Source organism: Natronosalvus vescus (assembly GCF_023973145.1).
Classification (GTDB): domain Archaea; phylum Halobacteriota; class Halobacteria; order Halobacteriales; family Natrialbaceae; genus Natronosalvus; species Natronosalvus vescus.
Map to the genome: position 1 here is coordinate 1222910 of NZ_CP099546.1, position 23779 is coordinate 1246688.

The 23779-nt window shown below is 63.6% G+C and carries 27 protein-coding genes and 1 pseudogene; 16 read left to right on the forward strand and 12 right to left on the reverse strand.

The annotated features are described in order from the left end of the window. Positions 1-274: 274 nt before the first annotated feature. The gene (locus tag NGM68_RS05860; RefSeq protein ID WP_252700710.1) at positions 275-490 is read left to right on the forward strand and encodes a hypothetical protein; all 216 of its coding nucleotides are present in this window, start codon (positions 275-277) and stop codon (positions 488-490) included. A gap of 220 nt (positions 491-710) precedes the next feature. Here the strand turns inward: NGM68_RS05860 and NGM68_RS05865 are convergent, their stop codons facing one another. Next, positions 711-1040 (reverse strand): hypothetical protein, encoded by a 330-nt coding sequence (locus NGM68_RS05865; RefSeq protein ID WP_252700711.1) that lies wholly within the window; start codon positions 1038-1040, stop codon positions 711-713. 125 nt (positions 1041-1165) lie between these two features. On the opposite strand from NGM68_RS05865, the gene lrpA1 reads away from it, so the two are divergent. From lrpA1 to NGM68_RS05890, 5 genes are all read left to right on the forward strand, one after another. After that, positions 1166-1594 carry an HTH-type transcriptional regulator LrpA1 gene (lrpA1, locus tag NGM68_RS05870; RefSeq protein WP_252700712.1) on the forward strand — a complete coding sequence of 143 codons (429 nt, stop codon included), beginning with the start codon at positions 1166-1168 and terminating at the stop codon, positions 1592-1594. Between the two features lie 95 nt (positions 1595-1689). Next, positions 1690-2220, forward strand: coding sequence for an SRPBCC family protein (locus NGM68_RS05875; RefSeq protein ID WP_252700713.1), 531 nt, complete (start codon positions 1690-1692; stop codon positions 2218-2220). Positions 2221-2317: 97 nt separating this feature from the next. Beyond that, positions 2318-3226, forward strand: a complete 909-nt coding sequence (locus NGM68_RS05880) for a DMT family transporter (RefSeq protein ID WP_252700714.1) — start codon at positions 2318-2320, stop codon at positions 3224-3226. Positions 3227-3283: 57 nt separating this feature from the next. After that, positions 3284-3553, forward strand: coding sequence for a HalOD1 output domain-containing protein (locus tag NGM68_RS05885; protein ID WP_252700715.1), 270 nt, complete (start codon positions 3284-3286; stop codon positions 3551-3553). Between the two features lie 221 nt (positions 3554-3774). Next, positions 3775-4497, forward strand: a complete 723-nt coding sequence (locus NGM68_RS05890; RefSeq protein WP_252700716.1) for a J domain-containing protein — start codon at positions 3775-3777, stop codon at positions 4495-4497. Between the two features lie 45 nt (positions 4498-4542). Here the strand turns inward: NGM68_RS05890 and hflX are convergent, their stop codons facing one another. From hflX to truD, 9 genes and pseudogenes are all read right to left on the reverse strand, one after another. Next, positions 4543-5880: a GTPase HflX gene (gene hflX / locus NGM68_RS05895; RefSeq protein WP_252700717.1), complete on the reverse strand. Its 1338-nt coding sequence runs from the start codon at positions 5878-5880 to the stop codon at positions 4543-4545. 364 nt (positions 5881-6244) lie between these two features. Beyond that, positions 6245-6514 carry a DUF3194 domain-containing protein gene (locus NGM68_RS05900; protein WP_252700718.1) on the reverse strand — a complete coding sequence of 90 codons (270 nt, stop codon included), beginning with the start codon at positions 6512-6514 and terminating at the stop codon, positions 6245-6247. Continuing rightward, on the reverse strand, positions 6515-6907 hold the full coding sequence (locus NGM68_RS05905; protein ID WP_252700719.1) for a prefoldin subunit beta: 393 nt from the start codon (positions 6905-6907) through the stop codon (positions 6515-6517). Between the two features lie 48 nt (positions 6908-6955). Beyond that, on the reverse strand, positions 6956-7750 hold the full coding sequence (locus tag NGM68_RS05910; RefSeq protein ID WP_252700720.1) for a hypothetical protein: 795 nt from the start codon (positions 7748-7750) through the stop codon (positions 6956-6958). A 107-nt stretch (positions 7751-7857) separates the two neighbouring features. Further along, positions 7858-8112, reverse strand: a pseudogene (locus NGM68_RS05915) (KEOPS complex subunit Pcc1); the annotation flags it as partial. A 16-nt stretch (positions 8113-8128) separates the two neighbouring features. Then, a complete protein-coding gene (locus tag NGM68_RS05920; protein WP_252700721.1) occupies positions 8129-8263 on the reverse strand; it encodes a DNA-directed RNA polymerase subunit P in 135 nt (44 codons plus the stop codon). 38 nt (positions 8264-8301) lie between these two features. Next, on the reverse strand, positions 8302-8571 hold the full coding sequence (locus NGM68_RS05925; RefSeq protein ID WP_252700722.1) for an eL43 family ribosomal protein: 270 nt from the start codon (positions 8569-8571) through the stop codon (positions 8302-8304). A 141-nt stretch (positions 8572-8712) separates the two neighbouring features. After that, positions 8713-9435: a DUF2103 domain-containing protein gene (locus NGM68_RS05930; RefSeq protein WP_252700723.1), complete on the reverse strand. Its 723-nt coding sequence runs from the start codon at positions 9433-9435 to the stop codon at positions 8713-8715. A gap of 68 nt (positions 9436-9503) precedes the next feature. Next, positions 9504-10865: a tRNA pseudouridine(13) synthase TruD gene (gene truD, locus NGM68_RS05935; RefSeq protein WP_252700724.1), complete on the reverse strand. Its 1362-nt coding sequence runs from the start codon at positions 10863-10865 to the stop codon at positions 9504-9506. A 263-nt stretch (positions 10866-11128) separates the two neighbouring features. On the opposite strand from truD, the gene NGM68_RS05940 reads away from it, so the two are divergent. Next, entirely contained in the window at positions 11129-11455 is a 327-nt protein-coding gene (locus tag NGM68_RS05940; RefSeq protein WP_252700725.1) for a HalOD1 output domain-containing protein, read from the forward strand. A 356-nt stretch (positions 11456-11811) separates the two neighbouring features. Continuing rightward, positions 11812-13809 (forward strand): PAS domain S-box protein, encoded by a 1998-nt coding sequence (locus NGM68_RS05945; RefSeq protein WP_252700726.1) that lies wholly within the window; start codon positions 11812-11814, stop codon positions 13807-13809. Here the strand turns inward: NGM68_RS05945 and NGM68_RS05950 are convergent. After that, positions 13806-14390 (reverse strand): HalX domain-containing protein, encoded by a 585-nt coding sequence (locus tag NGM68_RS05950; RefSeq protein WP_252700727.1) that lies wholly within the window; start codon positions 14388-14390, stop codon positions 13806-13808. The genes NGM68_RS05945 and NGM68_RS05950 overlap by 4 nt on opposite strands. Positions 14391-14537: 147 nt before the next feature. Between NGM68_RS05950 and NGM68_RS05955 the strand changes: the two genes are divergently transcribed. The 6 genes from NGM68_RS05955 to NGM68_RS05985 all read left to right on the forward strand — a co-directional run bounded on the left by NGM68_RS05955 (position 14538) and on the right by NGM68_RS05985 (position 20102). After that, a complete protein-coding gene (locus NGM68_RS05955; protein WP_252700728.1) occupies positions 14538-15770 on the forward strand; it encodes a carboxylate--amine ligase in 1233 nt (410 codons plus the stop codon). A 166-nt stretch (positions 15771-15936) separates the two neighbouring features. Continuing rightward, entirely contained in the window at positions 15937-17292 is a 1356-nt protein-coding gene (locus NGM68_RS05960; RefSeq protein WP_252700729.1) for an LLM class flavin-dependent oxidoreductase, read from the forward strand. 360 nt (positions 17293-17652) lie between these two features. After that, positions 17653-17940 carry a gas vesicle protein GvpA gene (gvpA, locus tag NGM68_RS05965; RefSeq protein WP_252700730.1) on the forward strand — a complete coding sequence of 96 codons (288 nt, stop codon included), beginning with the start codon at positions 17653-17655 and terminating at the stop codon, positions 17938-17940. 9 nt (positions 17941-17949) lie between these two features. Beyond that, positions 17950-19014 carry a gas vesicle protein GvpN gene (gvpN, locus tag NGM68_RS05970; protein ID WP_252700731.1) on the forward strand — a complete coding sequence of 355 codons (1065 nt, stop codon included), beginning with the start codon at positions 17950-17952 and terminating at the stop codon, positions 19012-19014. Between the two features lie 28 nt (positions 19015-19042). Beyond that, positions 19043-19657, forward strand: a complete 615-nt coding sequence (gene gvpO / locus NGM68_RS18230) for a gas vesicle protein GvpO, halophile-type (protein ID WP_305884204.1) — start codon at positions 19043-19045, stop codon at positions 19655-19657. A gap of 40 nt (positions 19658-19697) precedes the next feature. Continuing rightward, complete coding sequence (locus tag NGM68_RS05985; RefSeq protein ID WP_252700732.1) at positions 19698-20102, forward strand: CHY zinc finger protein; 405 nt, start codon at positions 19698-19700, stop codon at positions 20100-20102. Between the two features lie 110 nt (positions 20103-20212). On the opposite strand, the gene NGM68_RS05990 is transcribed toward NGM68_RS05985, so the two are convergent. Next, positions 20213-20893, reverse strand: coding sequence for a LysE family translocator (locus tag NGM68_RS05990; protein WP_256469938.1), 681 nt, complete (start codon positions 20891-20893; stop codon positions 20213-20215). 489 nt (positions 20894-21382) lie between these two features. On the opposite strand from NGM68_RS05990, the gene NGM68_RS05995 reads away from it, so the two are divergent. Both NGM68_RS05995 and NGM68_RS06000 read left to right on the forward strand, forming a co-directional pair. Further along, on the forward strand, positions 21383-22288 hold the full coding sequence (locus tag NGM68_RS05995) for an SDR family oxidoreductase (RefSeq protein WP_252701388.1): 906 nt from the start codon (positions 21383-21385) through the stop codon (positions 22286-22288). A 47-nt stretch (positions 22289-22335) separates the two neighbouring features. After that, positions 22336-23778, forward strand: coding sequence for a glycerate kinase type-2 family protein (locus NGM68_RS06000; protein ID WP_252700733.1), 1443 nt, complete (start codon positions 22336-22338; stop codon positions 23776-23778). Position 23779 lies beyond the last annotated feature (1 nt).

The window sequence follows — 23779 nt, forward strand, 5'->3', positions numbered from 1 at the left end:
ACCGTACGCTATCGATCGGAGAGGATACTCGCCCAGTACTGTCGGGGAAGTATACTGTACTGGCCTGGCAAACCGTCGTAAACGACAGCTTTCGCTCGAGTAGGCGATGGTAACCGGAAGCACATCAGGTGACGAAGGGGATCGCTGCTCGGAGATCGCCACGTGTGCTTGTGGTGCGTCTCCTGAGCGCAATCGGTAGTAATCGGTTCATAGGAACGGTCTCGTCGTCGGTACCGTCTAGATAACTACGAGTGGTCTCGATGTGTCGCCAGCTATGATCGAGTGCACCAACTGTGACACCGCACAGTTCCTGCAGATCACCCAGAGCCGCGTCTACTTCGAGGACGGGGAGTTGATCAACGAGATCATGGAAACGTACGAGTGTACACTCTGTGAGTCGACCGGGCGGTACACTTACAGCGAAAATGGGGAGGATCCGATCCTCGACGGTGACGTCACTGTCACCTCCGAACGGCCAAAGTTTGCGTGACAGGTGCGGTGGCGGTGGTCACCATCACGCACGACTTTCGTAACGATAGACTCTCCATCACGTACGGCTTGCAGCACCATTGGGAGAACCGATCCGCCAGCGTCCTCGAGTGTCACCACGAATATCGCTCGAGACACGCTTCGTATAGCGATTCGTGGACATCCTGAGACACTCGAGCGGAGACGGCAGCGCGTGCGTGTCTCGAGTTCCACGAATCACATTACTGTTCGGCCGACTCCGCGTTCCACCCCCATCCCTGAGCGAATCGTTTCGTGAGCACGCTCAATACGAACAACGTGACGAGCAACCCACCCAGGGCGAACGGATGGTACCCAATCAGCAACTGCCAGAGTCCGTAGCCGATCGTTACGACTCCCATGAGAAGGGCCGTCGCTCCCGCCCGTCGGGAGACGTATGCCGGATCGACGTCGTCGTCGTAGTGGACGTGGAGGTCAGGCCGTCCCCGAAACGCGATAAAGTAGGCGGGGATTAAGATGACGGTACCGGCCACGAGCCAAAACAGCCCCATCACGACGTCGAACGAGACCATCATCTCCACTTCGGTCAGGCGGGCGAATAAGCGCGCCGATCGCTTCCAGTGAACAACGCTCGACTCGAGTGCGAATCGCTTTTCGGATACAAAAGATATTTTCCCGTCGAAGCAAAAGAGATGGTATGAGCACCCGTCCGACGGAAGATCGTATTCTCGAAGTTCTCGAGGAGGACGCCCAGGCGTCCTACGCAGAAATTGCGTCTCGAGCCGACGTGTCGAAGCCGACGGTCAGGAAGTACATCAATCAGCTCGAAGCCGACGGCGTGATCGTGGGGTACTCCGCCGACGTCGACCCGAAGAAGCTATCGAGTCAGACCATTGCACTGGTGGGAATCGACGTGGCCAGCGAACGCTACGTGGAGGCGACCCGGGCGCTGAAAGCCCTCGAGTCGGTCGAAGCGCTGTACAGCTCGAGTGGTGACCACATGCTAATGGCCGAAGTTCGTGCGGCAAACGGCGACGAGTTAGGAGACATCATCGCGACGGACATCCTCGAAATCGGGGGCGTCACCGCGGCCCACCCCTCGTTCTTGCAAGAGCGGCTCAAGTAGGTTCTGTCTCGTTGGCGTGACGCCATCTCCCCATCGTCGCTCGAGCGAGCGCCGGCGGTTACACTGTTTTCACTGTTGCCCTCGTACGACCACCGATGGCGACCTACGAACGATCGACTCGCGTCCGCGCACCGCTCGAGGCCGTCTGGGACTTTCACTCACGTACTGACGGACTCGAGATGCTTACACCCTCCTGGATGAACCTTCGCGTCGAGGCCGTGATCGGGCCCGACGGCGAACGGAACCCCGAGCTGCTCGAGGCCGGATCGGAGGTCGACCTGTCGATCCGCCCGTTCGGTGTCGGGCTGCGCCAGCACTGGACGTCGCTCATCACCGAGCGAGAACGGCGACCGGGGCGGGCCGCTTTCACCGACGAGATGATCCACGGGCCGTTCGACACCTGGGTACACACTCACGCTTTCTTCGCGGACGGCGACGAGACGATCGTCCGTGACCACGTCGAGTATGCGTTGCCGTACGGTGGTCTCGGAGCACTGGCAACGCCGTTCTCGGTCGTCGGTTTCGAGGGGATGTTTCGGGAACGCCACGAGCGAACGACGGAGGTGCTCGAGGTCACGTCCCCGGACGCGGTCGACGTCTCGATCGAGACCCAGGAAGGGCCGTAACCACACGAAACCACCCCCGTCGAGTCTCCAGGAAGTGACGAACCGTCGGGATTGCGACATTCGTCACTGCTTTACTATCACTCGCGTATGATTCGACGTGTTCCGGCGCGACGTGTTCGACCAGGCAGACCTCGAGGTGACCCCAGCCGCTGCCCTCGCGTTCGCCGTTTTCGCCGCGAGTACGAGCGCGATCCTGGTTCGCTGGAGCGTCGCGCCGAGTTCGGTTGCGGCACTCTACCGGGTCGTCTTCACGACGGCGATCGTCGCGCCGATTGCCCTCATCTGGCACCGACACGAGTTCGCCCGCCTCTCCTGGCGTGATCTGGCTGGCGCGACCATCGCCGGGGTCGCCCTCGCCGTCCACTTCGCGGCCTGGTTCGAGAGTCTCAACTACACGAGCGTCGCGGCAAGCGTCACATTGGTGCAAACACAGCCCCTCTTCGTCGCGATCGGGGCCGCACTCCTACTGGGCGAGTACGTCGATCGCCGGACGGTGCTCGGCATCCTCGTCGCCATCGGCGGTGCTGCGGTGATGTCCTTCGGTGGCGCTGGTGAAGCACCGATCGCCGACGCGACGCTCTACGGGAACAGCCTGGCTATCCTCGGCGCGATTACCGTCGCCGGCTACGTGCTCGCCGGGCGCTCGATCCGCCAGCGCGTCTCCCTGTTCCCGTACGTGACGGTCGTCTACACCGCGTGTGCGATCACGCTGTTCGTACTCGTCGGCGTCCAGGGTCACGACTACCTCGCCTACCCACCTCGAGAGTGGCTGCTCTTTCTCGCCATGGCGGTCGGGCCCGGCGTACTGGGCCACACCGTCGTCAACTGGGTGTTGAAACACCTCGAGTCGGTCGTGGTCAGCGTCACCTGGCTGGGCGAACCGGTCGGATCGACGGCGTTGGCGTTCGTTCTCCTCTCTGAGGTGCCCGACGTCGTGACGGTCGTCGGGGGTGCCGTCGTGTTAGCCGGTATTTACTGGACGACAGTCAGTCGACATATCGACTGACTCGGCGTCGAACAGAAAGAAAACCTTAACAAACACCTTCGGACGTATTTCGAAAAAATGGATTCAGGGGGAGAACAATGGAACTCACCGTTCAATCCGGAGCCAAGCATCGCCGTTATCGAGGCCGTTGCAGAAGCCGAAAACGTCCCTCTCGAGGAGTTGTGCCCGCCGGAGTACCCGCCGCTTCACGACGTGATCAACACCGACGCCCTCGACCAACTGTTCGAGTCGCCGGCGACGGACGTCACCGTCACGTTCCCTTATCTGACGTATCAGATATCGCTCGAGAGTAACGGACACGTCGAAATCGATGTTCGCGAAGAGTGAAGCCAGGACGGTGTTGGTCGTGGTGTCTGGTGACCACTGCTTCGTTGCTGGCCAATCAAATTTCTGACAACCTCGCTATATTGTCGAAACATCATTACTCATCTGGCGATTAACAGGAGGCACGATCTCCTGTTTGAAAACGAATTGGTGTTTCGTGGACGGTGGCCAACGACTACGATAATCGAAAATATTCATTTTTACGGGGCATATCTGTGTCGTATATGGAGAGCCACTACGACGTGCTCGGAGTCTCGCCGGATGCCGATTTAGACGAGATCCGGGCGGCGTACCGCCGTTTGTTGAAACGGCACCATCCAGACCAGGGTGGCTCTCGCGACCAGTTTCTTCGAATCAAGCAGGCGTACGAGACAGTTGTGGGCGAACATCCCGACGAGTGGGCTGGTGACGGCACGATACCCTACGGCGAAACCGACCGGACGTACGATCCATCGGACACCAAGCCGCCGGGGGCGGTCGGATTGCAGGTCACGGGAACGGTGCTGACACTGACGCTCGTCGCGCTGGTTCACGACGTCACGCTCGAGGAACTCCTCGAGAAACCGGTTCCCGGTGGCGGCAAGCGGACGGTTGCGTTCTTCACGGTGCACAACACGAGCGAGCGGCCGGTGACCTGGCGCGGGCACGTCCAGACGAGTTTTGTGGGCGACGACGGGTTTCTCTACGAAGGGTCGAATATCCTCCGCCCTCACACGTCGGCCCTTCCAGATCGGTGGTGTGCGGTAGCGACGCCGATTCCGCCGGGGAAAGCACTCGATGCGGTCGTCGTCGGCCAGGAGATTCCCGACGACGTCAGCGTCGAGCGCGTCGTCTACACCCAGGCGTACGTCACCGACGACGGCGAGCGGGAAACAGAACAGTCGCTGTTCAGGATCCGGCCCCGCGTCAGGGAGAGCCTGGACGAGCTTCCGTACGACCGCCGATGACCCGTCTCGAGAGCCGGCCACTGTCACGTGGACTGAGGGTTCCGCTCACCGTTGTAAGCTCGCCGCTTCCGCTCGAAGCCGCTCGACGACGTCGGGTCGACCGGCACACTCGAGCGTGATCGTCTCGCCGGCGTAGGTCACGTCTGCGACGACCGTTCGATCGTACGCTCGGGAGACGAGTGCCATCGCGTCGTCACCAGCTGGAAGCTCGAGGGTTGCCCGTTCCGTGGGCAGTCGATCGACGACCTGTGTACGGAGTGCCTCGAGATTCGTCCCGTCGCGAGCGCTGAGCGGCAGCACCGTCGAGACGTATGATTCGGCGAGCGTGCGACGTCGTTCCTGTTCGGCCTCGGTCAGACGATCGACTTTGTTCAGCGCCGTCAGTAGCTGGTCGTCGTCGACGCCGTGTTCCTCGAGCACGTCGAGTGAAACCTGGAGTCGTCGCTCGAGCGTTTCGGGTGGGTCGCTCCCATCGACGACGAGCACGACGACGTCGGCTGCACTCGCCTCCGAGAGCGTGGCGCTGAAGGAGGCGACCAGGTCGTGGGGCAAGTCGTCGACGTAGCCGACGGTGTCGGTGAGCAACACCGGCCGCCTGCCGAGAGTCGACCGTCGAGTGGTCGTCTCGAGGGTTTCGAACAGTCGGTCGGCGACGCTCGCGGTGGCGTGTTTTTCGGAGCCAGTGTCGCCGGTTCCGTCCGGGTCAGGCTCGTGTTCGACCGTCGACTCCAGTTCGAGGTCGTCGGCAAGCTGGTGCAGCAGCGTCGACTTCCCGGCGTTAGTGTAGCCGGCGATCGTCACGAGGTCGAACCCCTGCTCGCGGCGTTGCTGGCGGAACTGCTCGCTCGGATCCGGGAGGGACGCCAGTTCCCGCTCGAGGCGAGCGATTCGGTCTCGAACGTCGTAGACCGGGGTTCCGCTCTCGGTAACCCGGTTGAGCATCCCTTCCTCGGTCGTTGCGATGAGCCGCGGCAGGTCGTACCGAAGCTGGGCGAGTTCGACCTGCAGGCTCGCTCGCCGGGCGCCGGCACCCATCTCGAAGATGTCGAGAACGAGTCGGTGGCGGTCGATCACCGCTATTCCGTCGGGGAGCGCGTCGACGATGGCGTGGTGCTGACTCGGCGTGAGCCGTGCGTCGACGATGACGGCTTCGATTGCGGTTTCGGTCGCCAGGGTGGCCAGTTCCTCGAGCCGGCCCGCACCGAGGTAGCTCCCGGTGTCGGGGTGACCGGGCTGCGTAACGGCCTCCTCGACGGTGTAGCCGGCTGCTCGAGCGAGGTCGGCGATTTCGTCGGTCGAGACGGGGGTGGTAGTGTCGCGAGAGACGACGAGTGCGGTCGTGTTGCTGTGCGTCGCTGCAGTGTCGCTGGATGGTCGTGACATCGGTCTGTCGTTCTGTGCCGGAACTGCGGGTGGTTCCAGCAGGGCGATTCGACGGTCACCGGTTCACCGATGGCCGTCGCTCGGTTCCGACTGTCATTCCGGGTGTCCAAGCGACTATCGAGTGTTCATCCGACTAACGGGAGCCCACCGATCGCTCGGCGGACACTGTCGTCGCTCGACGACGGCGCGAGACGACCCGGCTCAGCGGAAAGAAAGGGTCTCCATTCGTCGTTCCGACACACTCGAGGATGCCGGAAAGTCGTTTCGGTGGTGTGTCAAAGGATCACGTAGTCGTCTGGAATCGGCACCGCTACACATGTGGAATGATCGCTCGAGTCGGCTAAAAAGAAGTCCCTGACCGGGCTTACTCGCCGAACAGGTCGTCGACGGCCGACCGGGCCGCGAGAGCGGCATCGTCGGCGACGTCGTCAGGGGAGCGTTCCGTCGCATCTTCAGGAACGTTCAGGTAGACGTCGACCTCGAGGACGCCATCCTCGAAGATGACGGTGACGTCGTAGTCACGGACGGCCGACTGCTTGTACGCCGAGAAGATGACGTCTTCGGCGGCGTCCGATGCCGTCTGGACGACGGTCTCGTCGGACGGCTCCGATGCGGTCGACGGATCGGGCGTCATTTACGCGCCGCCAGCACCCGGGCCGCCTGGGCCTGCCGGGCCGCCGCCCATCCCGCCGAGCATGTTCTGCAGTTCATCCTGCAGGCTCTCGAACTGGTTCTGGACGCGCTCTTCCTGTTTCTCGAGGGTCTCGAGGCGGATCTCGAGCGTGTTCACCTTGTCGTCGAGTTGCTCCTGGGCCTCGTCGTAGTCGGTCTGGACGAACAGTTCGCCGACCTGGCGGTACATGGTCGTCTCCTCGTCGACACCGTCGAGTTCGTCGAGGGCCGCTTCGGCGTCGTTGAGTGAGGATTCGGCCTCCTGTTTCTGAACGGCGACCGTCTGTGCGGTCTCCTGGAGATCCTGCAGTTGCTCGATTTTCTCCTGTGCCTCCGGCGGCAGATTGCCTTGCATACTTCGACCGTTGCCCTCCGCACTGATAAAGCCAAGCTTTGCTCTTCGTCAGCGACGTCGGGTACGTCGGCTGGATGACTGCCCGTGCAGCCACGCCTCGAGCCTGTCGACACATTCGGTGGGCATCGCGGCCAGAACCGGCCCACCACCGTCGCTTCGAGCGATCCAGACGATGGTGGTGTCACCGAGCCCCCAGCGTCGGATCATCCAGTTCGATTCCGCCGCCGGCGATCGCTTCAGTTCGTGCGTCGTCTCGAACTCTCCGAACCATCGCCGGCCGCTCGTTCTTTCGTGAGGGAACGAGGTCACCAGGAGCCGATCGTCGGTGAGTCGGCCGGTCGTCGGCAGCCACCACCGCAAGCTCACGATCGCGACGTAGACACCGCCGATCGGTACCAGATACCAGAACGACGACCGCTCGAGGCCGATGGCGAGTGCGAACCCAGCGGCGTGGACGAGGGCACCCAGTCCCGCGAGAACGACGAGGTGCCACAGCGGCGCGTGTTCGACGACCGATCGCTCAGGGTCGCTCGGCTCCGGCAGTCGAACCCGGAGGAACGCCCGACCGGTGTTCGATCGCGAGAGCAAAGAGAGGAGCCAGCCTAGCACGAGGAGACCAGCAACCCCGCTCCCAGCGATGAGGGTGAGTTGGGTACTGCTCGCTGCGACACGCCCCTCGAGGAGCAGTGCGAGCGAGCCGGCGAATAGGAGGGCGACGAAACCGCCGAAGATCGACCACGAGAACCCGAGCAGTCCCTGGAGGAGTCCCGAGTTCGAGGGTGTCAGCTGCCACTCGATCGGATCTTCATCGGTCGGTTCGTCAAGAGACGCTGTTGAAGTCACGGCTCACTTGAGGTGGAGTTGGAGGGGGGTGTAGAATCGCTCGAGCGATTCGAGGATCGGCCGCCGTCGGTGTCGGGTTCGGGGTCGGCGTCGGCGTCGGTACCCGCCAGGTGGGACGAAGCAATCGCCGCGGTTCGCTCGGCGACGTCGACCAGGGAGAACCAGGTATTGAGTGCCGCTCGAAGCGCCGTACTGTCTCGTGCGCGGATGTCGACGGTCACGGTGGTGTCATCACGATCGATCGTCGCCCGGGATCGATCGTCGTCGATCTCGCCGACCTCGCGGGTGACTGCCTCGGTCACGACGGTCGCTCGTGCTGTGGTCTCGTAGTCGAACTCGAGGGTCGCGTTGTGAGGAAACACCGGAAAAACTAGCGACTTAGTTGACGTCGACGGTCTTGACGTCCCGGCTGCGCTCTTTCAGGAGGACGCGGTGACCGCAGTAGGGACAGCGAACGCCCCCGTACTCGTCGAGCTGTACGTCGCGTTTGCATCGGGAGCACTTGTAGCTCATATGTGTGTAATAGGGGTGGAGTGCCGTATGCGTACCGATTACTCGTTCTCCTCGCCCAGGGCGGCACGGATCGACCGTCGAACCGTCTCGCCGGCGGGGGTCTGCGGGCGGTAGGCACCGCCAGCAAAGACTTCGCCCGTTTCCTCGTTCTTCCAGATGCCCGTCCCAATACGGGTGACGTCGTCGCCGTCGACTTTCGACGATCGCATGTCGTGTTCAATCTCCGTGACACGTCGGCGGGCGACGCGTCCGTATCGCGCTCCGAAACGGCCGGCACTGCCGACCCGTCCTCGCTGCTTTTCGGCCATAGTATCGATCACTATCCCCGGCGTTCTGATAAAGGTGTTGAGTTCGATCCGCTGGTACGCTTCCCGTCCCACGCATCGGCTGGTGATCGAAATAGATCCCCGTCACCTGATATCGCTTACCAAATTCGCCCTGGAAACGCACTACTCGTCCTGCAAACCGGCCTCGAGCAACGCTTCGTTCAGGTCGGCCCGAACGGCCTCGCCCAGCTCGCGGTCACGCGCCGTGGTAACGATCCGATTCTCCTGGACGCTCGAGCCATCGCGCAGAAGCATTCGGACGTTCCCGCCGTCGTCCGCTCTCGTTACCTTCGCTCGGAGCCCCGACTGGGAGCCGGTGCCGCCGGCGTCGATCGGTCCGGGGATCACCTTCTTGACGTGGGGGTGTTCGGCGACGGTCTGGATCGCGCGCATTCCCGTTCGTCCACCGATGAGCGTCGAGTGACTACCGCCGATCTTCTCGGCGGGTGCCAGGTCGACCACGTCGAGCGCCCGGTCGCCGCGGCGCTCGAGCACTGCGGTGACGGGGTCGTCGTCGGTGACCCGGTAAAACGTGTAGTGGGTGTCCTCGCGAACGGCCTGCACGACGTCTCGGTCACCTGCCGCGTACACCTCCTCGGGGCGCTTTCGTCGCAGTTCGTCGCCAAGCAACCCGGCGAAATTCCGCAGTTCGACGATTGCGAGGTCGCCTTCCTCGGGGGCGGTGGTGATCGTCGTCTCCCCCAGAACGTCCTCATCGTCGAGCATCGTCAGTGTCGCCCGGTCGCGGGCCGCCTCGAGCACCACCGTCTCGGTGCTTCCCTCTCGGCAGACGAGACAGAAGTCGCCGGGTTTCTCGAGGGGCGATCCGCAGTGGCGACACTCCATAGCCGGGATTGCCCCCGCGGGATTAAAACGGACGTGTTTCGAGGTGGCGCGACGGCTCCTATGACCCACTATCCCAGATCGACCGGATCACACTGCAAGTACTCCCGCATCACGGCTGTCGCGTACGACCCCTTCGGCAGCGAAAACGAGAACGTGCGGGGATTGTCTTCGACCGTGAGCGCCGTCCGGACGAGGATCGCTCGCCGCGTCCCGGTCGAGTCGAACTCGCCGGGCAGGTCGAAATCGGCTTGCTCGAGGTTCAGGTCGTCCAACACAGCCCGTTCGATCTCGCCCGGTTCGCAGTCGGCGAGGGTCGTCTCCGTTCCGACGAGGGGCGCGGTGACGAACGCCCGGCCGCGCTCGCAATGGCGGGTCACCGATTGCACGCGGCGCTCGTCGACGCGCTGGCTGCGATCGACGTCCGGAAGTTCGAGCCCTTCGGGGGCATCCCGGTCGGCGAAACAGACGACGTCGCCGGCGACGGGTCGGTCGAACGGCAGGCCGCGTTCGAGGCGCGTGCTGAGTATCCGGTTGAACACGAACGACTGGGCAGCGTGGACGAACAGCCGCTGAAGGTTCGTGGGAAGGCGCTCGAGGGCACCACGAAACGTCGAGGCGTCCGGCTCACCGCCGTGTTCGGCGAGTTCGTGCAGCATCGACCGCTCGTACTGCAGTCGGTTTGGAAACCGTTCGAGAGCGGTCTGCCAGTCGCGAGTCTTCTCGACGAACGCGCGGGCCGCCTGGGTATCATCGGGTTCGGCCGCCGTCGGTCGCCCCAGGTAGGCCATGACGGCACCTTCCCAGTCGCCGCGGACGATCTCGAGGCCGACTTCGTGGGTGATCGGCCGTTTGCTTCCGAATCGTTGCTGGCCGAAGACGTTGGGGACGCCCACCGTGATCGGGTCGCCGAGTGCGGGGTCGGCGTCGGTTCCAGCGAATGCGGCGAGGTCGTCCGTGATGGCGAGTGTGTTCGTGGCACTCTCGTCGTCGTGATCGCTCACGACCAGTTCGAACGCGTTCCCCGCCAGGTCGCCGAACTCGAGGGAGCGACCCGCCCGCCCGAGAATCTCGATGTCGGCACGATTGAGTTCGGGAATGTCGGTCGGTTCCGCGCCGTAGACCGAAAAGAGCTGAGTGGTCACCGCTCGCTTGTCCTTTGTGCCCGCCCAGGACACGCGTTCGCGGGAGACGCCCAGGCTGTCGGAAAGCCGTCGGGCGAAGTCGTTGGTATCCCAGCCACGGAGCGTCGCCCGGAACACGAGGTGGGGGTAGGCGTCCATCGAGGTGTCCACCGGCTCGGTCGAAAATCGTTCGAGTTCGCGGACGCGAAAGTGGTCGTCCCGGGCGCGTAACCGGCCGCCGGTGCCGTCGGTGTCGGAGACGTAGTACTCGATGCCGACGGCCTGCTCGGTTGGGTGGGCGTGACGCATTCGTTGCTCGAGTGGGCCTCCGGGGCGACGGGGCAAAGTTGCCACGGTTCCTACGCCGCTACGACGAATCGCCGAACGATTCGGATGGAACGCCTCGAGCACGATTCGGATGACTCGTCGTGCACGATCCGATGGTATCCGTCCGAGCAGTTCGTGCCGTTCGAGAGGGGGCAGAGCCGTCTACGGTGATGACAGTTCGATACACCTCATTCTCATCTCTCGTGTCACTGACATTCTTTAGATTGTCTACCGAACTGGCGGGTATGGCTGAAAAACATTCGCCGGAGGACTTCGACAGCGAGACTGAATCGCCGTCACACCGGATTCGCCACCGTCAGATCCAGCCAGACCCTGACGACCCGTATCTCGCTGTCGTCCACCCGATTGCCGAACTCGAGGGCCGTCCGGTCGAGGAGATGCCGCCGCTGTATCAGTACGTCGACCACCTGCTCGAGAACCTCTTCGACGAGCCACCGGCTGAGAAAGCACAGGTGCAACTCTCCTTTTCGTACTACAACTACCGAGTCCAACTCGATCAGCAGGGGAACATGACGATCATCCGCCAGGGCGAGACGATCGATCTCGAGTAGCGACAAGCGTTCGCGAGGGCCGTAAAAGCAATCAGGTGGGCCGCCAATTCGTTTTACAACCGCCGGAATGTGTCTCGTACGCTTCCACGCGTCGACTGTAGCGAAAAATCGGGCCCCGACGCCCGATTTCCCCAGTAGTGTAGGCGTGGAACCCCACTCGATGGCATACCCAGTCCGTCAGCTGGGTGGAACGCTGTCCCGGTACTCGTCCGTCTCCGCTCGGTGATCGACGACCTGGCCGGAGCCATCGCCCATCGGACTCACCGGCTACTCGACGGTCCGGACTCACCGACAGTCGTGGGAGGCGACGACGTATCGATCGCCTCACCCCGGCAACGCGACGATCGAGGCTCCGAATGAACGACAGTTCCAACACGGATACAACGAAGTCGACTCAGGGACGCCCTCGCGTCCTCTGTGTGAGCGCCGACCGGACGACGCGAGCGGCCGTGACCCGGGCGCTGGTCAACAGCGACGTCACTGTCGCCATCGCTCAGTCGTCCACCGATGCGATCGGCCGGCTCGAGTGTGATAGGGTCGACGCGATCGTCGTGGACGCAGCCACCGTTGGGAACGATCACGGGCTGCTCGACGACGTCGAATCACGGTGGCCGGAAATCCCGGCGTTCGTCCACTGGACTGGAACTGACCCACAACAGCGACACCTCCTCGGCGAGATCGTCAGCCGTACGCCGGTAACGGGTACTGCAAACGCGCTGTCGACGACGATCGTTAGTCGGCTCGAGAGCGACACAGCGCCACCACTCGATCGAATTGCCGGCCGGGTGAAACGGCGTCTGGCGGACGCTCGCACGGCCGGCGAGATCGAACGGGCCGTTCGGGAGACGCTCACCGACGACGACGACCGCTACGTCTTCGCCTGGCTCGGTGAGTACGACCCCGGGGAAAGGGAAATCATTCCGTGGATCACGGATCGAACCGGTGTCGACTGGCCCATGCAACGAACGTTTCCGATCGGTTCCGGTCGCGAGCCCCTCCTCGAAGACGTCCTTCGAACGCGGGAGCCCCGGGTCGTCGACCGAATCGACCGAAACGAGCGACGCGTTCCACTCGGCACGGACGCACTCGATCGGGGAGCGGCGTCGGTTGCCGTCCTGGCGCTGGCGACTGCCGAAGAGCGATTCGGCGTGCTGGTGGTCTACGGCACGTCAGCGTTCACCGACGAACAGCGGCGGACGATCGAATCGATCGCCGAGACGGCATCCTACGCGCTCGAGTCGATCGCGATCCGGGGCCGGCTCTCACAGCAAGAACAGTCGCTTCGACGGTACGAACGCCTCGTCGAGGCGGCGGGTGACGGGATGTACGTCGTCGATGGCGACCGCCACTTCACGACGGTCAACGACGCGCTCGTCGAGATGACCGGCTACAGCAGAGAAGGACTGCTCGGCGAGCCGTTGTCGCTGCTGTTCACCGAGCCGCAGGGCGATGAGGTCGAGGACAGGGTGACCGAGGGAGAGCCTATCGAAGACGATGTGTCCAAGGGCGGAACCCGACAGACCGATCATCCACTCGATCGACTCGTCGCAGACGGCGAGCCCACGACGACGTTCGAAACCGTCCTCGAGACCAAATCCGGGACGACGATCCCCTGTGAAACCCAGGCTGCGCTCGTCGCCGCGGACGACACGTTCCGCGGCATCGTCGGTGTCGTCCGTGATATCACCTGTCGAAAGCGCCGTGAGCGACGCCTTCGCGAGCAGAACGAACGCCTCGATGCGTTCGCCGGGATCGTTAGCCACGACCTCCGAAACCCGCTCGGGGTCGCCCAGGGCTATCTCGAGTTAGCCGAGGAAACTGGCTCGACCGACCACCTCGAGACAGTTCACGAGGGGCTCGATCGAATGGAGGCCATCATTGCGGACGTGCTAACGGTCGCTCGAGAGGGCGAGTGGGCCGTCGACGTCGAGTCCCACGACCTCGAGTCGGTCGTGACGGAGGCCTGGGAAAACGTCTCGGTCGACGACGCGAAACTCGAGATCGACTCCACGATCACACTCGAGGCGGATCGTTCGCCGGTGCTCAGGCTGTTCGAAAACCTGTTTCGAAACGCTGTCGAACACGGGATCGAACGGTCGGGGGACGCGACACCGCTTACGATCCGGGCTGGTCGGCTCGAAGAGACCCCCGGCTTTTACGTGGCCGACGATGGGGCCGGTATTCCGGCGTCGATACGCGACGACCTCTTCGACGCCCAGGTGTCGACCGGTTCGGAGGGGATCGGACTTGGTCTCTGGGTCGTCAAAGAGGTGGCCGACGGCCACGGCTGGACGGTGCTGGCGACCAGCGGACCGGACGGAGGGGCCCGATTCGAGTTCCGTTTCGAGAATTAAGATTGGGGGCCGTTTTCGGTCTGTAAATCCTGGAAGGCGCCGACGAAATCATCGTGAGAGGACATATCTGAGACCGTTTCGTCGACCTGTTCGCGGAGCGTTTCGACGCGGTTGCTGAGTTCCTGGTACTCCTCGTGATCGGCCAGTTCGCGGTCGGCCTTTTCGGACTCGAGTAGCGCCTTCTTCGAGACGAGGGCGTAGTACTCCTGAATGTCGCTTTTGTAGTTCGATCGAGTCGATACATTCGCCACCATCTCGAGGAGTTCGTCCTTCGATACGGGCTTGACCAGATAATCGTCGAAGCCCATCTCGATGATGTCGAAGTCGGGGTCGACAGCGGTGACCATCACGACCCGACAGTCGTAGCCCTCGTTCCGGATCTCCTGGAGAACTTCGTCGCCGGAGAGACCGGGCATACGGCGATCGAGCAAAACCACCTCGACGGAGTCGGACATCTTCTCGAGGGCCTCCTCGCCATTGTAGGCCGTAGCGACGGGTCGATCCGTCCCTAGCCAGGCCGCAAAGAGATCGGCGAGGCGGGACTCATCGTCGACGACGAGCACTTCAGGCTCGTCAGTCACCGAGGGCCCCCTCCGTTCTCGTCTTCATTTCAACCACGCGTACCAAATGGTGGCTCTGGTTGATAAATCTCGCGACCAAAACACAGATTTCTTACATGACTCCCGTAAAAACCCGCTGGTTTAGTATCGGGCTCTCCACGGTGGGGTATGGCATCGTCGTTCGATTCGCTCTCGACCCTCTGTGAACGACTGGGGGAACGCTCGTTCGATCGCCCGCCTGCGATCGTCTGCAATGCGCACATCACCGGCTGCAGCGTCGCACGAGCGCTCGCTGCCCACGACGTCCCGATCATCGCGCTCGACCGAAACGGGGACGGGGTGGCACCGTACGCGGACGCCGTGGTCGCAGCGGGGGAGGTCACCTTCCCGCTCGACGACCTCGACGGATTCTGCGAGGATATCGAGCGGGTTTCCAGTTCGCTCGTTCACGATCCCGTCGTATTCCCCTGCATGGACGAGTGGGTACACGCGCTCGCCGAAACTGAACCCGCGGGCGTCCGACTCCCCTTCGCTGCCCAGGACGTCATCGACACCGTACTCGACAAAGAGTCGCTGTACGCACTCGCCGAGGAACTCGAGGTGCCCTACCCGGAGACCTACCGACTCGCGGAGATCGATCCGCTCGAGGCCGCTGCGGCGCTCGAGTACCCGTTCGTCGTCAAACCCGCGAGAAAGCGCGAGTTCGAGGAGCTCCTCGGGACGAACGTCGTCGAAGTGGCCGACGAGGAGGCGTTCCTGGAGGTCGTCGAGCGGGCTCGAGCCGCGGACGTCCGGGTCATGGCCCAGGAGAAAGTACCCATCGCGACCGGTGACGATCGGTCGTTCGCCTCGTACGTCTCCCCCGAGGGCGAAACGATCGGCGTGGTCGGCAATGCTCGCGTCCGCTACCCGCGGGCCTACGGAACGTCGTGTGTCGTCGACGCGGTGACCGATCCGGTGCTGGAAGACCGCGCTCGGTCGGTACTCGAGGCGTCCGGCTATTACGGTATCAGCGAAGCCGAATTCGTCTACGATACGGATCGCGAGGAGTACGTCCTGCTGGACGTCAACACCCGACCGTGGAAGTGGATCTCGATGCCGGTCGAAGCCGGAGTAAACCTCCCGTACGCGGCCTATGCGGACGCCGTCGGCGAGTCGTACGCGGCCGGAGAGTCCCACGAGGCCCGCTGGGTCTATCTTCGAGATTACCTGTCCCTGCTCGCCGGCGATCCATCGGCGAACGACGTCCTCGACAGGGAACAGTGGCGGTTGTTGCTCTCGGGGGCATTCGAGACGACCCGTGGCCTGACCACCGGGGTGTACCGTCCGTCCGATCCCGGGCCGACGTTACAGTTGCTCGAGACTGAGTTCGGGGGCCCCGAGTACTACTGTTCGTGTTAATGGGTGTGTCAGCGGCCCGGATCCACCGGTAAGCGATCCATGGGGGACAATCGCGGAATTCTCTGAGCCGATTCGGTGACGCGTCCTCGAGTGACGGAATCGAGTCCCCTGAACCGCTTCTTACCGGTGTCACGCCACTTTTGTTGGGGGAACAGTAAGCAGGTTCATGAGCACGCAGCCGCTGCACTTCAATCTCTTTACGATGAACGCCGTCGAGCACGTCTCGCCGGGCACCTGGACGATCCCGGGTGACCAGTCCCATCGCTACACCGATCGCGACTACTGGACGTCGGTCGCACGGACGGCCGAACGGGGTGGCCTCGACGCGATCTTCTTCGCCGACGTGCGCGGCATCTACGACGTGTACGAGGGGAACCGCGACCCGGCGATCGAACGCGCGATTCAGACCCCGTCGAACGTCCCGCAGGCACTCGTCCCCGCGATGGCCGAAGTGACCGATCACGTCGGCTTTGCCGTAACCCGATCGACTTCCTACACCCACCCTTACCAGCTCGCGCGCGAACTCTCCACGCTCGATCACGTCACCGACGGCCGGATCGCGTTCAACATCGTCACCTCCTACCTCGAGAGCGCCGCTAGGAATCTCGGCCTCGAGGGACGCATCGAACACGACGAGCGCTACGACCGGGCGGACGAGTTCATGGACGTCTGTTACCGGCTCTGGGAGGACTCCTGGGAGGACGACGCGATCGTCCGCGATGCCAACCCGGGGACGTACACCGACCCGGAAAAGGTGCACGCGATCGACTTCGAGGGCGAGTACTTCTCCGTACCGGGGCCTCACGGCTGTGAGCCCTCGCCCCAGCGGACGCCGGTTCTGTATCAGGCGGGGTCGTCCGATCGGGGTCGTCGGTTCGCCGCCTCGAACGCCGAGGCCGTGTTCGTCTCCCAGCCGACGAAGGAGGCGACCAGAGCGTACGTCGAGGACATGCGCGAACGGGCCACTGCTGCGGGTCGCGACCCCGAGTCGATCAAGTTCTTCCCGGGGATCGTCGTCATCACGGGCGAAACGGAGGCCCTCGCCCGTGAAACACACGAAACATACCGCGACCACGTGAGCGTCGAGGGGACACTCTCGTTGTTGAGCGGCTTCATGGACACGGATCTCTCCACCCTCGACCCCGATCAGCCGGTCGAGCACATCGAGACGGACGCGATCCAGGGAGCGATCAACGCGTTCACGAAAAACGATCCCGACCGCGAGTGGACGGTCGGCGAGGTCGCTCGTTTCGCCGGGCTCGGATCGACCTCGCCGGTGCTCGTCGGATCGCCGGAACAGGTCGTCGACGAACTCGAGGACTGGCGCGACGAGGTCGGGATCCACGGATTCAACCTGAAGGAGGTGACGCGCCCAGGGACGCTCCAGAAATTCGTCGACCTCGTGGTACCGGTGCTCCGCGAGCGCGGACTGATCAGGACGTCCTACGAGGGTTCGACGCTCCGGGAGAACCTGCACGGACAGCGACAATTGGCGGCGGATCACCCCGCGCGCCGGGAGTGATCGGTCTTCGAACGCACTCCCTTACGACGAAACCGTATCCGGGCCGGTGACAGAGTGGGGTCGGTGCTCGTTGATCGTGCTGACGCTCCGTTGAACGGATCCTTTCGGAGCATGAAACGGAACGACTGCCGGTTGCGTGTACTCTGGTTGGTGAGACGCTTTCACTTTTTCGAGGATCAACTCTCGTTCGCTACGTCACGTATTTGCTCGAGTATCTGTACCGGTATTGCGGCGCTCTCGCGATTGGGGAACCCAATAGCGTGGATCCGGTAAGTCAGCGGTCGTCGGAAACAGAAACGCGGCTTGCAGATGCAGCGCCAGTCCACAAACGGCTCCTTGCCCCAGTACCGATTGTTCGCTATGACATCACCACAACGCCGTCCTGACTCCTCGAGCCTCGCAGAAGTCCTCGACCGAATCCTCGACAAAGGCGTCGTCATCGATATCTGGGCTCGCGTCTCGGTCGTCGGGATCGAACTCCTGACCATCGAGGCGCGTGTCGTCGTCGCCTCGGTCGATACATTCCTCCACTACGCCGAGGAGATATCGAAGATAGAACGAGCAACGTCCGAGGGCGACCTCGAGGATCTCGAGGAACTCGAGATCGAACAGCGACCCGAATCGTCCCCGCAATCGGCGGCAGAGTGATCGTCTCGAATGGGCCCTGATTCAGCCAGTCGCGACCGAAAAGTCCGCGGACGAAAGATCCGGAGCGACCGGAACGTCAAGGAACGGCGACGGGCGAAAAAGCGCCAGCAACAGGCGCGTTCAAACGGTGCCCAATCGAACGGAACGACCGGAAGCGCTCGCGAAATTCTTCGATCACCGGAAGACGTCATGCCCGACCCGTTCGTCACGACCGATGCCGTTTCCTCGCTGGCCGACCGAATCGATGGCTGGCTCGAGGCGGATCAGCCCGTCCACGTGATCGGCCCGACCGGCTGTGGAAAGACGGCCCTGGCGCTCGCCTCGGCCGCCCAGCGCGGTCGGCCAGTCGTCTGGATCGACGGCGACGAGGCCGTCGACACCGCGGCGCTCGTCGGCGATCACGCCGGCGGGGAGAAGTACCTCGAGGACGACCGGTACGTCAGCGGCGTCCACAAGCGTACCGAAGTCGTTCGTGAACGGTGGGTCGACAACCCACTCTCGGTCGCCGCCCGGGAGGGCGCGACGCTCGTCTACAACGAGTTCTCGCGCAGCGATCCCGTCGCCCACAACGTCTTGTTGTCCGTGTTCGAGGAGGGCATCCTCGAGCGCCCCGGGAAGCGCGGCGACGACCGGAAGATCGACGTCCACCCCGAGTTCCGCGCGATCCTCACGTCGAACACCGCCGAGTACGCCGGCGTCCACGAACCGCAGGACGCCCTCCTCGATCGGATGGTCGGCGTCCACGTGGACTACTACGATTTCGAGACGGAGTGCGAAATCGTCGCCGCCCACGTCGACGCTACTCGAGAACGGATCGAACACGTCGTCGAGGCGACTCGGCAGCTACGCGAGGAACTCGACATCGTCGTGGGTACTCGTGTCGCGATCACCGCTGCGAAGGGGCTCGCCGTCTTCGACGGTTCGGTGAGTGATGCCGACGCAGACGGCGACGAAGTCGATCACGCGGTACTGACGAACGTCTTCACCGACGTGCTGTCGCCGAAAGTGGCTGGCAACGAGGACGGTGACCACGATGTCGCCAGCCTCGAGTCGACGGTCTCGAGTGCTCTCTAATCCACAGATCGAATCACCCATTCCAACGATGGCCGAAGCACAATCACAAGCAACCGACCAATGCAAGGCGCTCACAGCGTCGGGTGAGCGCTGCTCGCGCCCGGCGAAGGAAGACGGATTCTGCCACCAGCACGACTCGAGTGACGAGACGATCGGCGAGGATCCCGATGACGACGCAATTGACGAGGCCGAGAACGACTCGGGCGACGACTCGAGCGAATCCAGCACAGACGATTCGGCGGGTGCCGACGCCGATCGTCGTGACGAACCCGCAGCCACTGACACCACGGAGACACCAATGCAACAAGAAGAGGTAACCGAACCACAGGCTGTCGACGTCGACGACGTCGACCTCGAGGCAGCGGAGATCGAAGACGACGACCTCGAGGGATTGCTCGCGATCCGAAAACGCATCGAACGAGCGGCCGACTCGATCATCGGCCACCCGCTCGACACCATCAGCGAGATCTCCCCGACTGAGGAGGGGTGGATCGCAGTTGTCGACGTCATCGAACGACGGGCCGTGCCCGACACCCAGGACATCATCGGCCGGTACGAACTCACGCTCGAGGAAGACGGCGCGATTCGAGGGTATCAGCGCCTCGATCGCTACCGCCGCGGTGATACGACCGCGTTCGAATAACTCCGCCACACTCACCATCCCTCGGGTCGTCGCCTCGAGCGTGTGTGCCCACGACGAGCGTCACGTCCACGTCCGTGATAACAACCCTCACGTCCACGTCCACGTTCGAGGCGTCGACGTCGACTCCGAAACCCGTTGTGCCCACTACAACAGCGAACGGGATGTCGTCGCGTTTCGATTCGACTGCTGTGACACCTACTACCCCTGCCACCGGTGTCACGACACCGTAGCCGATCATCGCCCCGTTCCCTGGCCTCGTGACCGGTTCGACGAACCGTCCGTCCTGTGTGGCGTCTGTGATCGACGGTTGACGGTTCCCGAGTACCTCGAGTCCGGGAACGTCTGCCCCTTTTGTGATGCGTCGTTCAACCCCGGTTGTGAGGCACACTATCATTATTACTTCGAGCAATCGGAATCGGACGTGTCTACGGCGGATGGTTCGTAACGGGTGATGGTTCGTAACTGATGTCAGTATGGCGGGCGACCGGACTCGAGTTGGGTGAATTAGGAATCTCTCGTAAGGTGCGCTGTAGCGATGCTCCGACACACGCTCGATCAGCGGACGCCGGCAATCCCCATCGCGAGGAAAAACAGGCCGAATCCGGCGAGGACGACGCCACTGAGCAGCGCAACGGCGGGGGCGAACGCGTCGACTCGGCGGCCGGCTCGAGCGAGCGCTGCGGGGTAGCCGGTGATCCAGACGGCGATGCCGACGAAGAAACCGACCAGCAGTGCAAGACTCCCGGTCTCGACGATGACGGTACCGCCGAGCGTCTCTCCGAGTGCGGGTACGTGTGCGAACACGTCGAGCGTCCCCGGTTTGATCAACCCGATGCCGATGGTGAGCCAGAACCCGATCTGGAGCGGGTTGGTCAACGAGAGGGCGAACGCTTTTTGGAATCCCGTCGCACCGGCCTCGAGGTCGCCGGTGAACGACGCCGTCGAGCGAACCTCTTGCCAGGCGCCGACGGCGAAGACGAGCATGAGAACGCCACCGAGCAGGTACAGTGCAGACTGGAGGGTGGCGTACCGGTCGACGACGGCGACGGCCCCGCCCAGGGCGAGGAAGAAAAAGAGGACGTCCGCGAGCATCGCCCCGAGGCCCGCTTTGAACCCGGCGTTCCAGCCACGGAGGACGCTCTCCTCGGCGATGATGGCGTTCATCGGGCCGGGTGGGGCAGCGAGTGCGAGTCCGAAGACCACGCCGGCAACCAGCGATGTGAGTGTAGGCGACACGACTGTTAGCTGGTTATCGGATTGGGGCGCTCAAAAGATCATCGGAGGCGGAAACCGGCCCTCGTTCGTACTCGAGCGATGCTGGATGGGTGGGGCTCATAGGGATCGTTGTGACAATGTACCGTCGTTTGCTCACCCCAGAGCCAGCAAACGACGGTACGTGACTCCAACGATCCCTATCACTCGAGCATCCCTCTCGTTCGTACCTCGCCGTCCAGTGAGCGAGACAAACCGTCGATACTTAGGCCCCTACCCCCGAATCACACTCCCATGACTCAGGGAGCGGCCGACGATGCCGATGCCGATGCCGCGGCGACGGATGCGGCGGATCCAGCGACCGATGGGACGGCACACGACCGAGACGCGAGTGATGTGACGAACGGGACGGAATCGACCGCTAACTCGTCTGAGACGGCGTCCTCGAGATCCGAACCCACGTCCTCGAGGTCTGAGACGGCGTCCTCAGGCGGGGAGCCTGGATACTCGACGATGGATTCGGGTGGCGTCGACGCCGAGACGACGGACTCCGATGGGGAGTCTGTCGAAGCATCGACGACAACTGACGACCGCTACACGCGAAAGCGGTGCGTTCTCGTCACCGATTGTGACTCGCCGGTCGGGGCGGCAACCGCCCGCGCGTTTCTGGCCGAGGACTGGCTCGTGGTCGCCGCAGCACACGATCGCGAGTCGATCGCCGACCTCGCCGACGCGGGCTGTGAGACGGTCGAACTCGACGTGACCGATCCCGCCCAGGTGGGCCGCGCCGTCGAGCGAACGGTCGAGATCGGTGATGCGATCGACTGCCTCGTCACCAACGCCGGCTACGCCCAGTTGGGGCCGATCGAAGACGTCTCGACGGCGTCGCTCCAGCGCCAGTTCGACGTCAACGTCTACGGCCCACACCGTTTGACGCGGGCAGCCCTCCCGCACATGCGCGCCCAGGGCGAAGGCCGTATCATCAACGTCTCATCGATACTCGGTCGCCTCTCGTTCGCGGGAACGGGCCCCTACGCCGGCTCGAAGCACGCGCTCGAGGCGATGAGCGACGCGCTTCGGGCGGAGGTCGAGGAGTTCGGGCTCGAGGTCGTCGTCGTCGAACCGGGTCCGATCGAGACGGCGATCCCCGACGGCGTCGACGAGGAGGTACCCACTGAACGGACGCCCGCCTACGAGTCGCTGTACGAGCTGTTCGACGAGGCAGAACTGGTGGGCGGGGAGGGCCCGTTGGCCGTCGATCCGGAGGACGTCGCCGCCGCCATCCTCCACGCCGGTACGTGTCCGGAACCGCCCGCCCGCTATCCCGTCGGGCCGGTCGCCGAGTACGGACTGTACGCCCGATTCCTGCCGGATCGGCTACGCGACGCTGTGTACGGGCTGCTCCGGCGTCTCGTCTGATCGCTACTCCCTCTTCGCCACTCTCTCAGTACCACTCGCTCGCCACCATGTTCCACAACCGAGCTACCCACGCCACGACGCCTGCTCGAGAGACCGCCCTCGAGTGTCTCGAGGCCGGTATCCGAGCGACAGTTCCGGAACGGGTCGTCCCGGACACGGTCTCGCTCGAGGACGAGAGACTCTCCATCGACGGCTCCGCGTACGACCTGTCCGGCGTCGATCGCGTCATCGTCATCGGTGGCGGCAAAGCCTCGACTGGGGTGGCCAGGGCGCTCGAGTCGATCCTCGAACCCGCCCTCGCCGACGGCCGTATCGACGCGCTCGAGGGAGCCGTCGTCTCCCGATCAACGGGTGAAACGTCCCCCGTACAAACGTCCCACGTACAGGTGCTCGAGGGCGATCACCCGATCCCTAGCCAGCGAAACCGCGAGGCGACGGCCAGCGTACTCGAGTACGCAGCGGACGCGGCATCCGCTGATCTCGTCCTCGCAACGATCACGGGCGGGGCCAGCGCGCTGTTGACCGCACCGGCAGCGGATATCTCGGTCGAGGCGCTGCGGGAGACGACCGACGCCCTGCTCGAGTCGGGGGCGTCGATCGACGAGATCAACGCCGTACGCAAACACTGCTCCACGATCAAAGGTGGGCACTTAGCCCGGACGGCGGCCCCGGCGAGGGTCGTGACCCTCGCCATCAGCGACGTCGTCGGGGATGACCCCTCGGTGATCGGTAGCGGGCCGACGGTAGCTGACCCGTCGACGTTTTCGGATGCGCTCGCCGTCTGTCGTCGGTACGGCCTCGCGGAGACGCTCCCGGATTCGATACGCCGTCGACTCGAGTCGGGCGCGAACGGCGACCTCGAGGAGACGCCCGACCCGGACGATCCCGCGGTCGCCGCGGCGGACTGGCACTGTCTCGCTGGCACGCGGACGGCCATCGACGCCGCCGAAGCCGTCGCTAGAGAGCGGGGGTATCGGACGCTCGTGCTCTCGAGTCGATTTCGCGGCGAAGCGGCCGACGTCGGGAGTGTACACGCAGCAATCGTCGAGGAGATGCTCGTCCGTGGTGATCCGGTGGAGCCACCCGCAGTGGTGCTCTCGGGTGGCGAGGTGACCGTGACGGTTCGTGATGCTTCGCGGGCGGCTGCGGACGGAGACGCGGGTGGAGGCGAAGGCGTGCATCCGGCCGGCGTCGGCGGGCCAAACCAGGAACTCGCCTTGGCGAGTGCCCTCGAGTTCGCCCAGTCGGGGGTTGATTCGGCCGTCCTCGCGTCGATCGACACCGACGGCATCGACGGCCCAACCGAGGCCTGTGGGGCCATCGTCGACGGCGGAACGCTTCCCGATTCGGAGGCCGTCGATGCGGGGCGTAACGCTCTCGATGCTCACGCCGTGACATCGTTTCTCGAGGAACTGGATTCCATCCTCGAAACGGGGCCGACGGGGACGAACGTGAACGACCTTCGCGTCGTTGTCGTCGACCCGTCGTAGG

Bases quoted from the DNA above. Each gene is read 5' to 3' on its own strand.
- NGM68_RS05920 (WP_252700721.1), bottom strand. From the start codon at position 8,263: ATGAGCTACAAGTGCTCCCGATGCAAACGCGACGTACAGCTCGACGAG.
- NGM68_RS05940 (WP_252700725.1), top strand. From the start codon at position 11,129: ATGGCTGAAAAACATTCGCCGGAGGACTTCGACAGCGAGACTGAATCG.
- NGM68_RS05930 (WP_252700723.1), bottom strand. From the start codon at position 9,435: ATGGAGTGTCGCCACTGCGGATCGCCCCTCGAGAAACCCGGCGACTTC.
- NGM68_RS05890 (WP_252700716.1), top strand. From the start codon at position 3,775: ATGGAGAGCCACTACGACGTGCTCGGAGTCTCGCCGGATGCCGATTTA.
- gvpN (WP_252700731.1), top strand. From the start codon at position 17,950: ATGGGCCCTGATTCAGCCAGTCGCGACCGAAAAGTCCGCGGACGAAAG.
- NGM68_RS05945 (WP_252700726.1), top strand. From the start codon at position 11,812: ATGAACGACAGTTCCAACACGGATACAACGAAGTCGACTCAGGGACGC.
- NGM68_RS05925 (WP_252700722.1), bottom strand. From the start codon at position 8,571: ATGGCCGAAAAGCAGCGAGGACGGGTCGGCAGTGCCGGCCGTTTCGGA.
- gvpA (WP_252700730.1), top strand. From the start codon at position 17,653: ATGACATCACCACAACGCCGTCCTGACTCCTCGAGCCTCGCAGAAGTC.
- NGM68_RS05900 (WP_252700718.1), bottom strand. From the start codon at position 6,514: ATGACGCCCGATCCGTCGACCGCATCGGAGCCGTCCGACGAGACCGTC.
- hflX (WP_252700717.1), bottom strand. From the start codon at position 5,880: ATGTCACGACCATCCAGCGACACTGCAGCGACGCACAGCAACACGACC.
- gvpO (WP_305884204.1), top strand. From the start codon at position 19,043: ATGGCCGAAGCACAATCACAAGCAACCGACCAATGCAAGGCGCTCACA.
- NGM68_RS05995 (WP_252701388.1), top strand. From the start codon at position 21,383: ATGGATTCGGGTGGCGTCGACGCCGAGACGACGGACTCCGATGGGGAG.
- NGM68_RS05865 (WP_252700711.1), bottom strand. From the start codon at position 1,040: ATGGTCTCGTTCGACGTCGTGATGGGGCTGTTTTGGCTCGTGGCCGGT.
- NGM68_RS06000 (WP_252700733.1), top strand. From the start codon at position 22,336: ATGTTCCACAACCGAGCTACCCACGCCACGACGCCTGCTCGAGAGACC.
- truD (WP_252700724.1), bottom strand. From the start codon at position 10,865: ATGCGTCACGCCCACCCAACCGAGCAGGCCGTCGGCATCGAGTACTAC.
- NGM68_RS05960 (WP_252700729.1), top strand. From the start codon at position 15,937: ATGAGCACGCAGCCGCTGCACTTCAATCTCTTTACGATGAACGCCGTC.
- NGM68_RS05885 (WP_252700715.1), top strand. From the start codon at position 3,284: ATGGATTCAGGGGGAGAACAATGGAACTCACCGTTCAATCCGGAGCCA.
- lrpA1 (WP_252700712.1), top strand. From the start codon at position 1,166: ATGAGCACCCGTCCGACGGAAGATCGTATTCTCGAAGTTCTCGAGGAG.
- NGM68_RS05860 (WP_252700710.1), top strand. From the start codon at position 275: ATGATCGAGTGCACCAACTGTGACACCGCACAGTTCCTGCAGATCACC.
- NGM68_RS05905 (WP_252700719.1), bottom strand. From the start codon at position 6,907: ATGCAAGGCAATCTGCCGCCGGAGGCACAGGAGAAAATCGAGCAACTG.
- NGM68_RS05955 (WP_252700728.1), top strand. From the start codon at position 14,538: ATGGCATCGTCGTTCGATTCGCTCTCGACCCTCTGTGAACGACTGGGG.
- NGM68_RS05875 (WP_252700713.1), top strand. From the start codon at position 1,690: ATGGCGACCTACGAACGATCGACTCGCGTCCGCGCACCGCTCGAGGCC.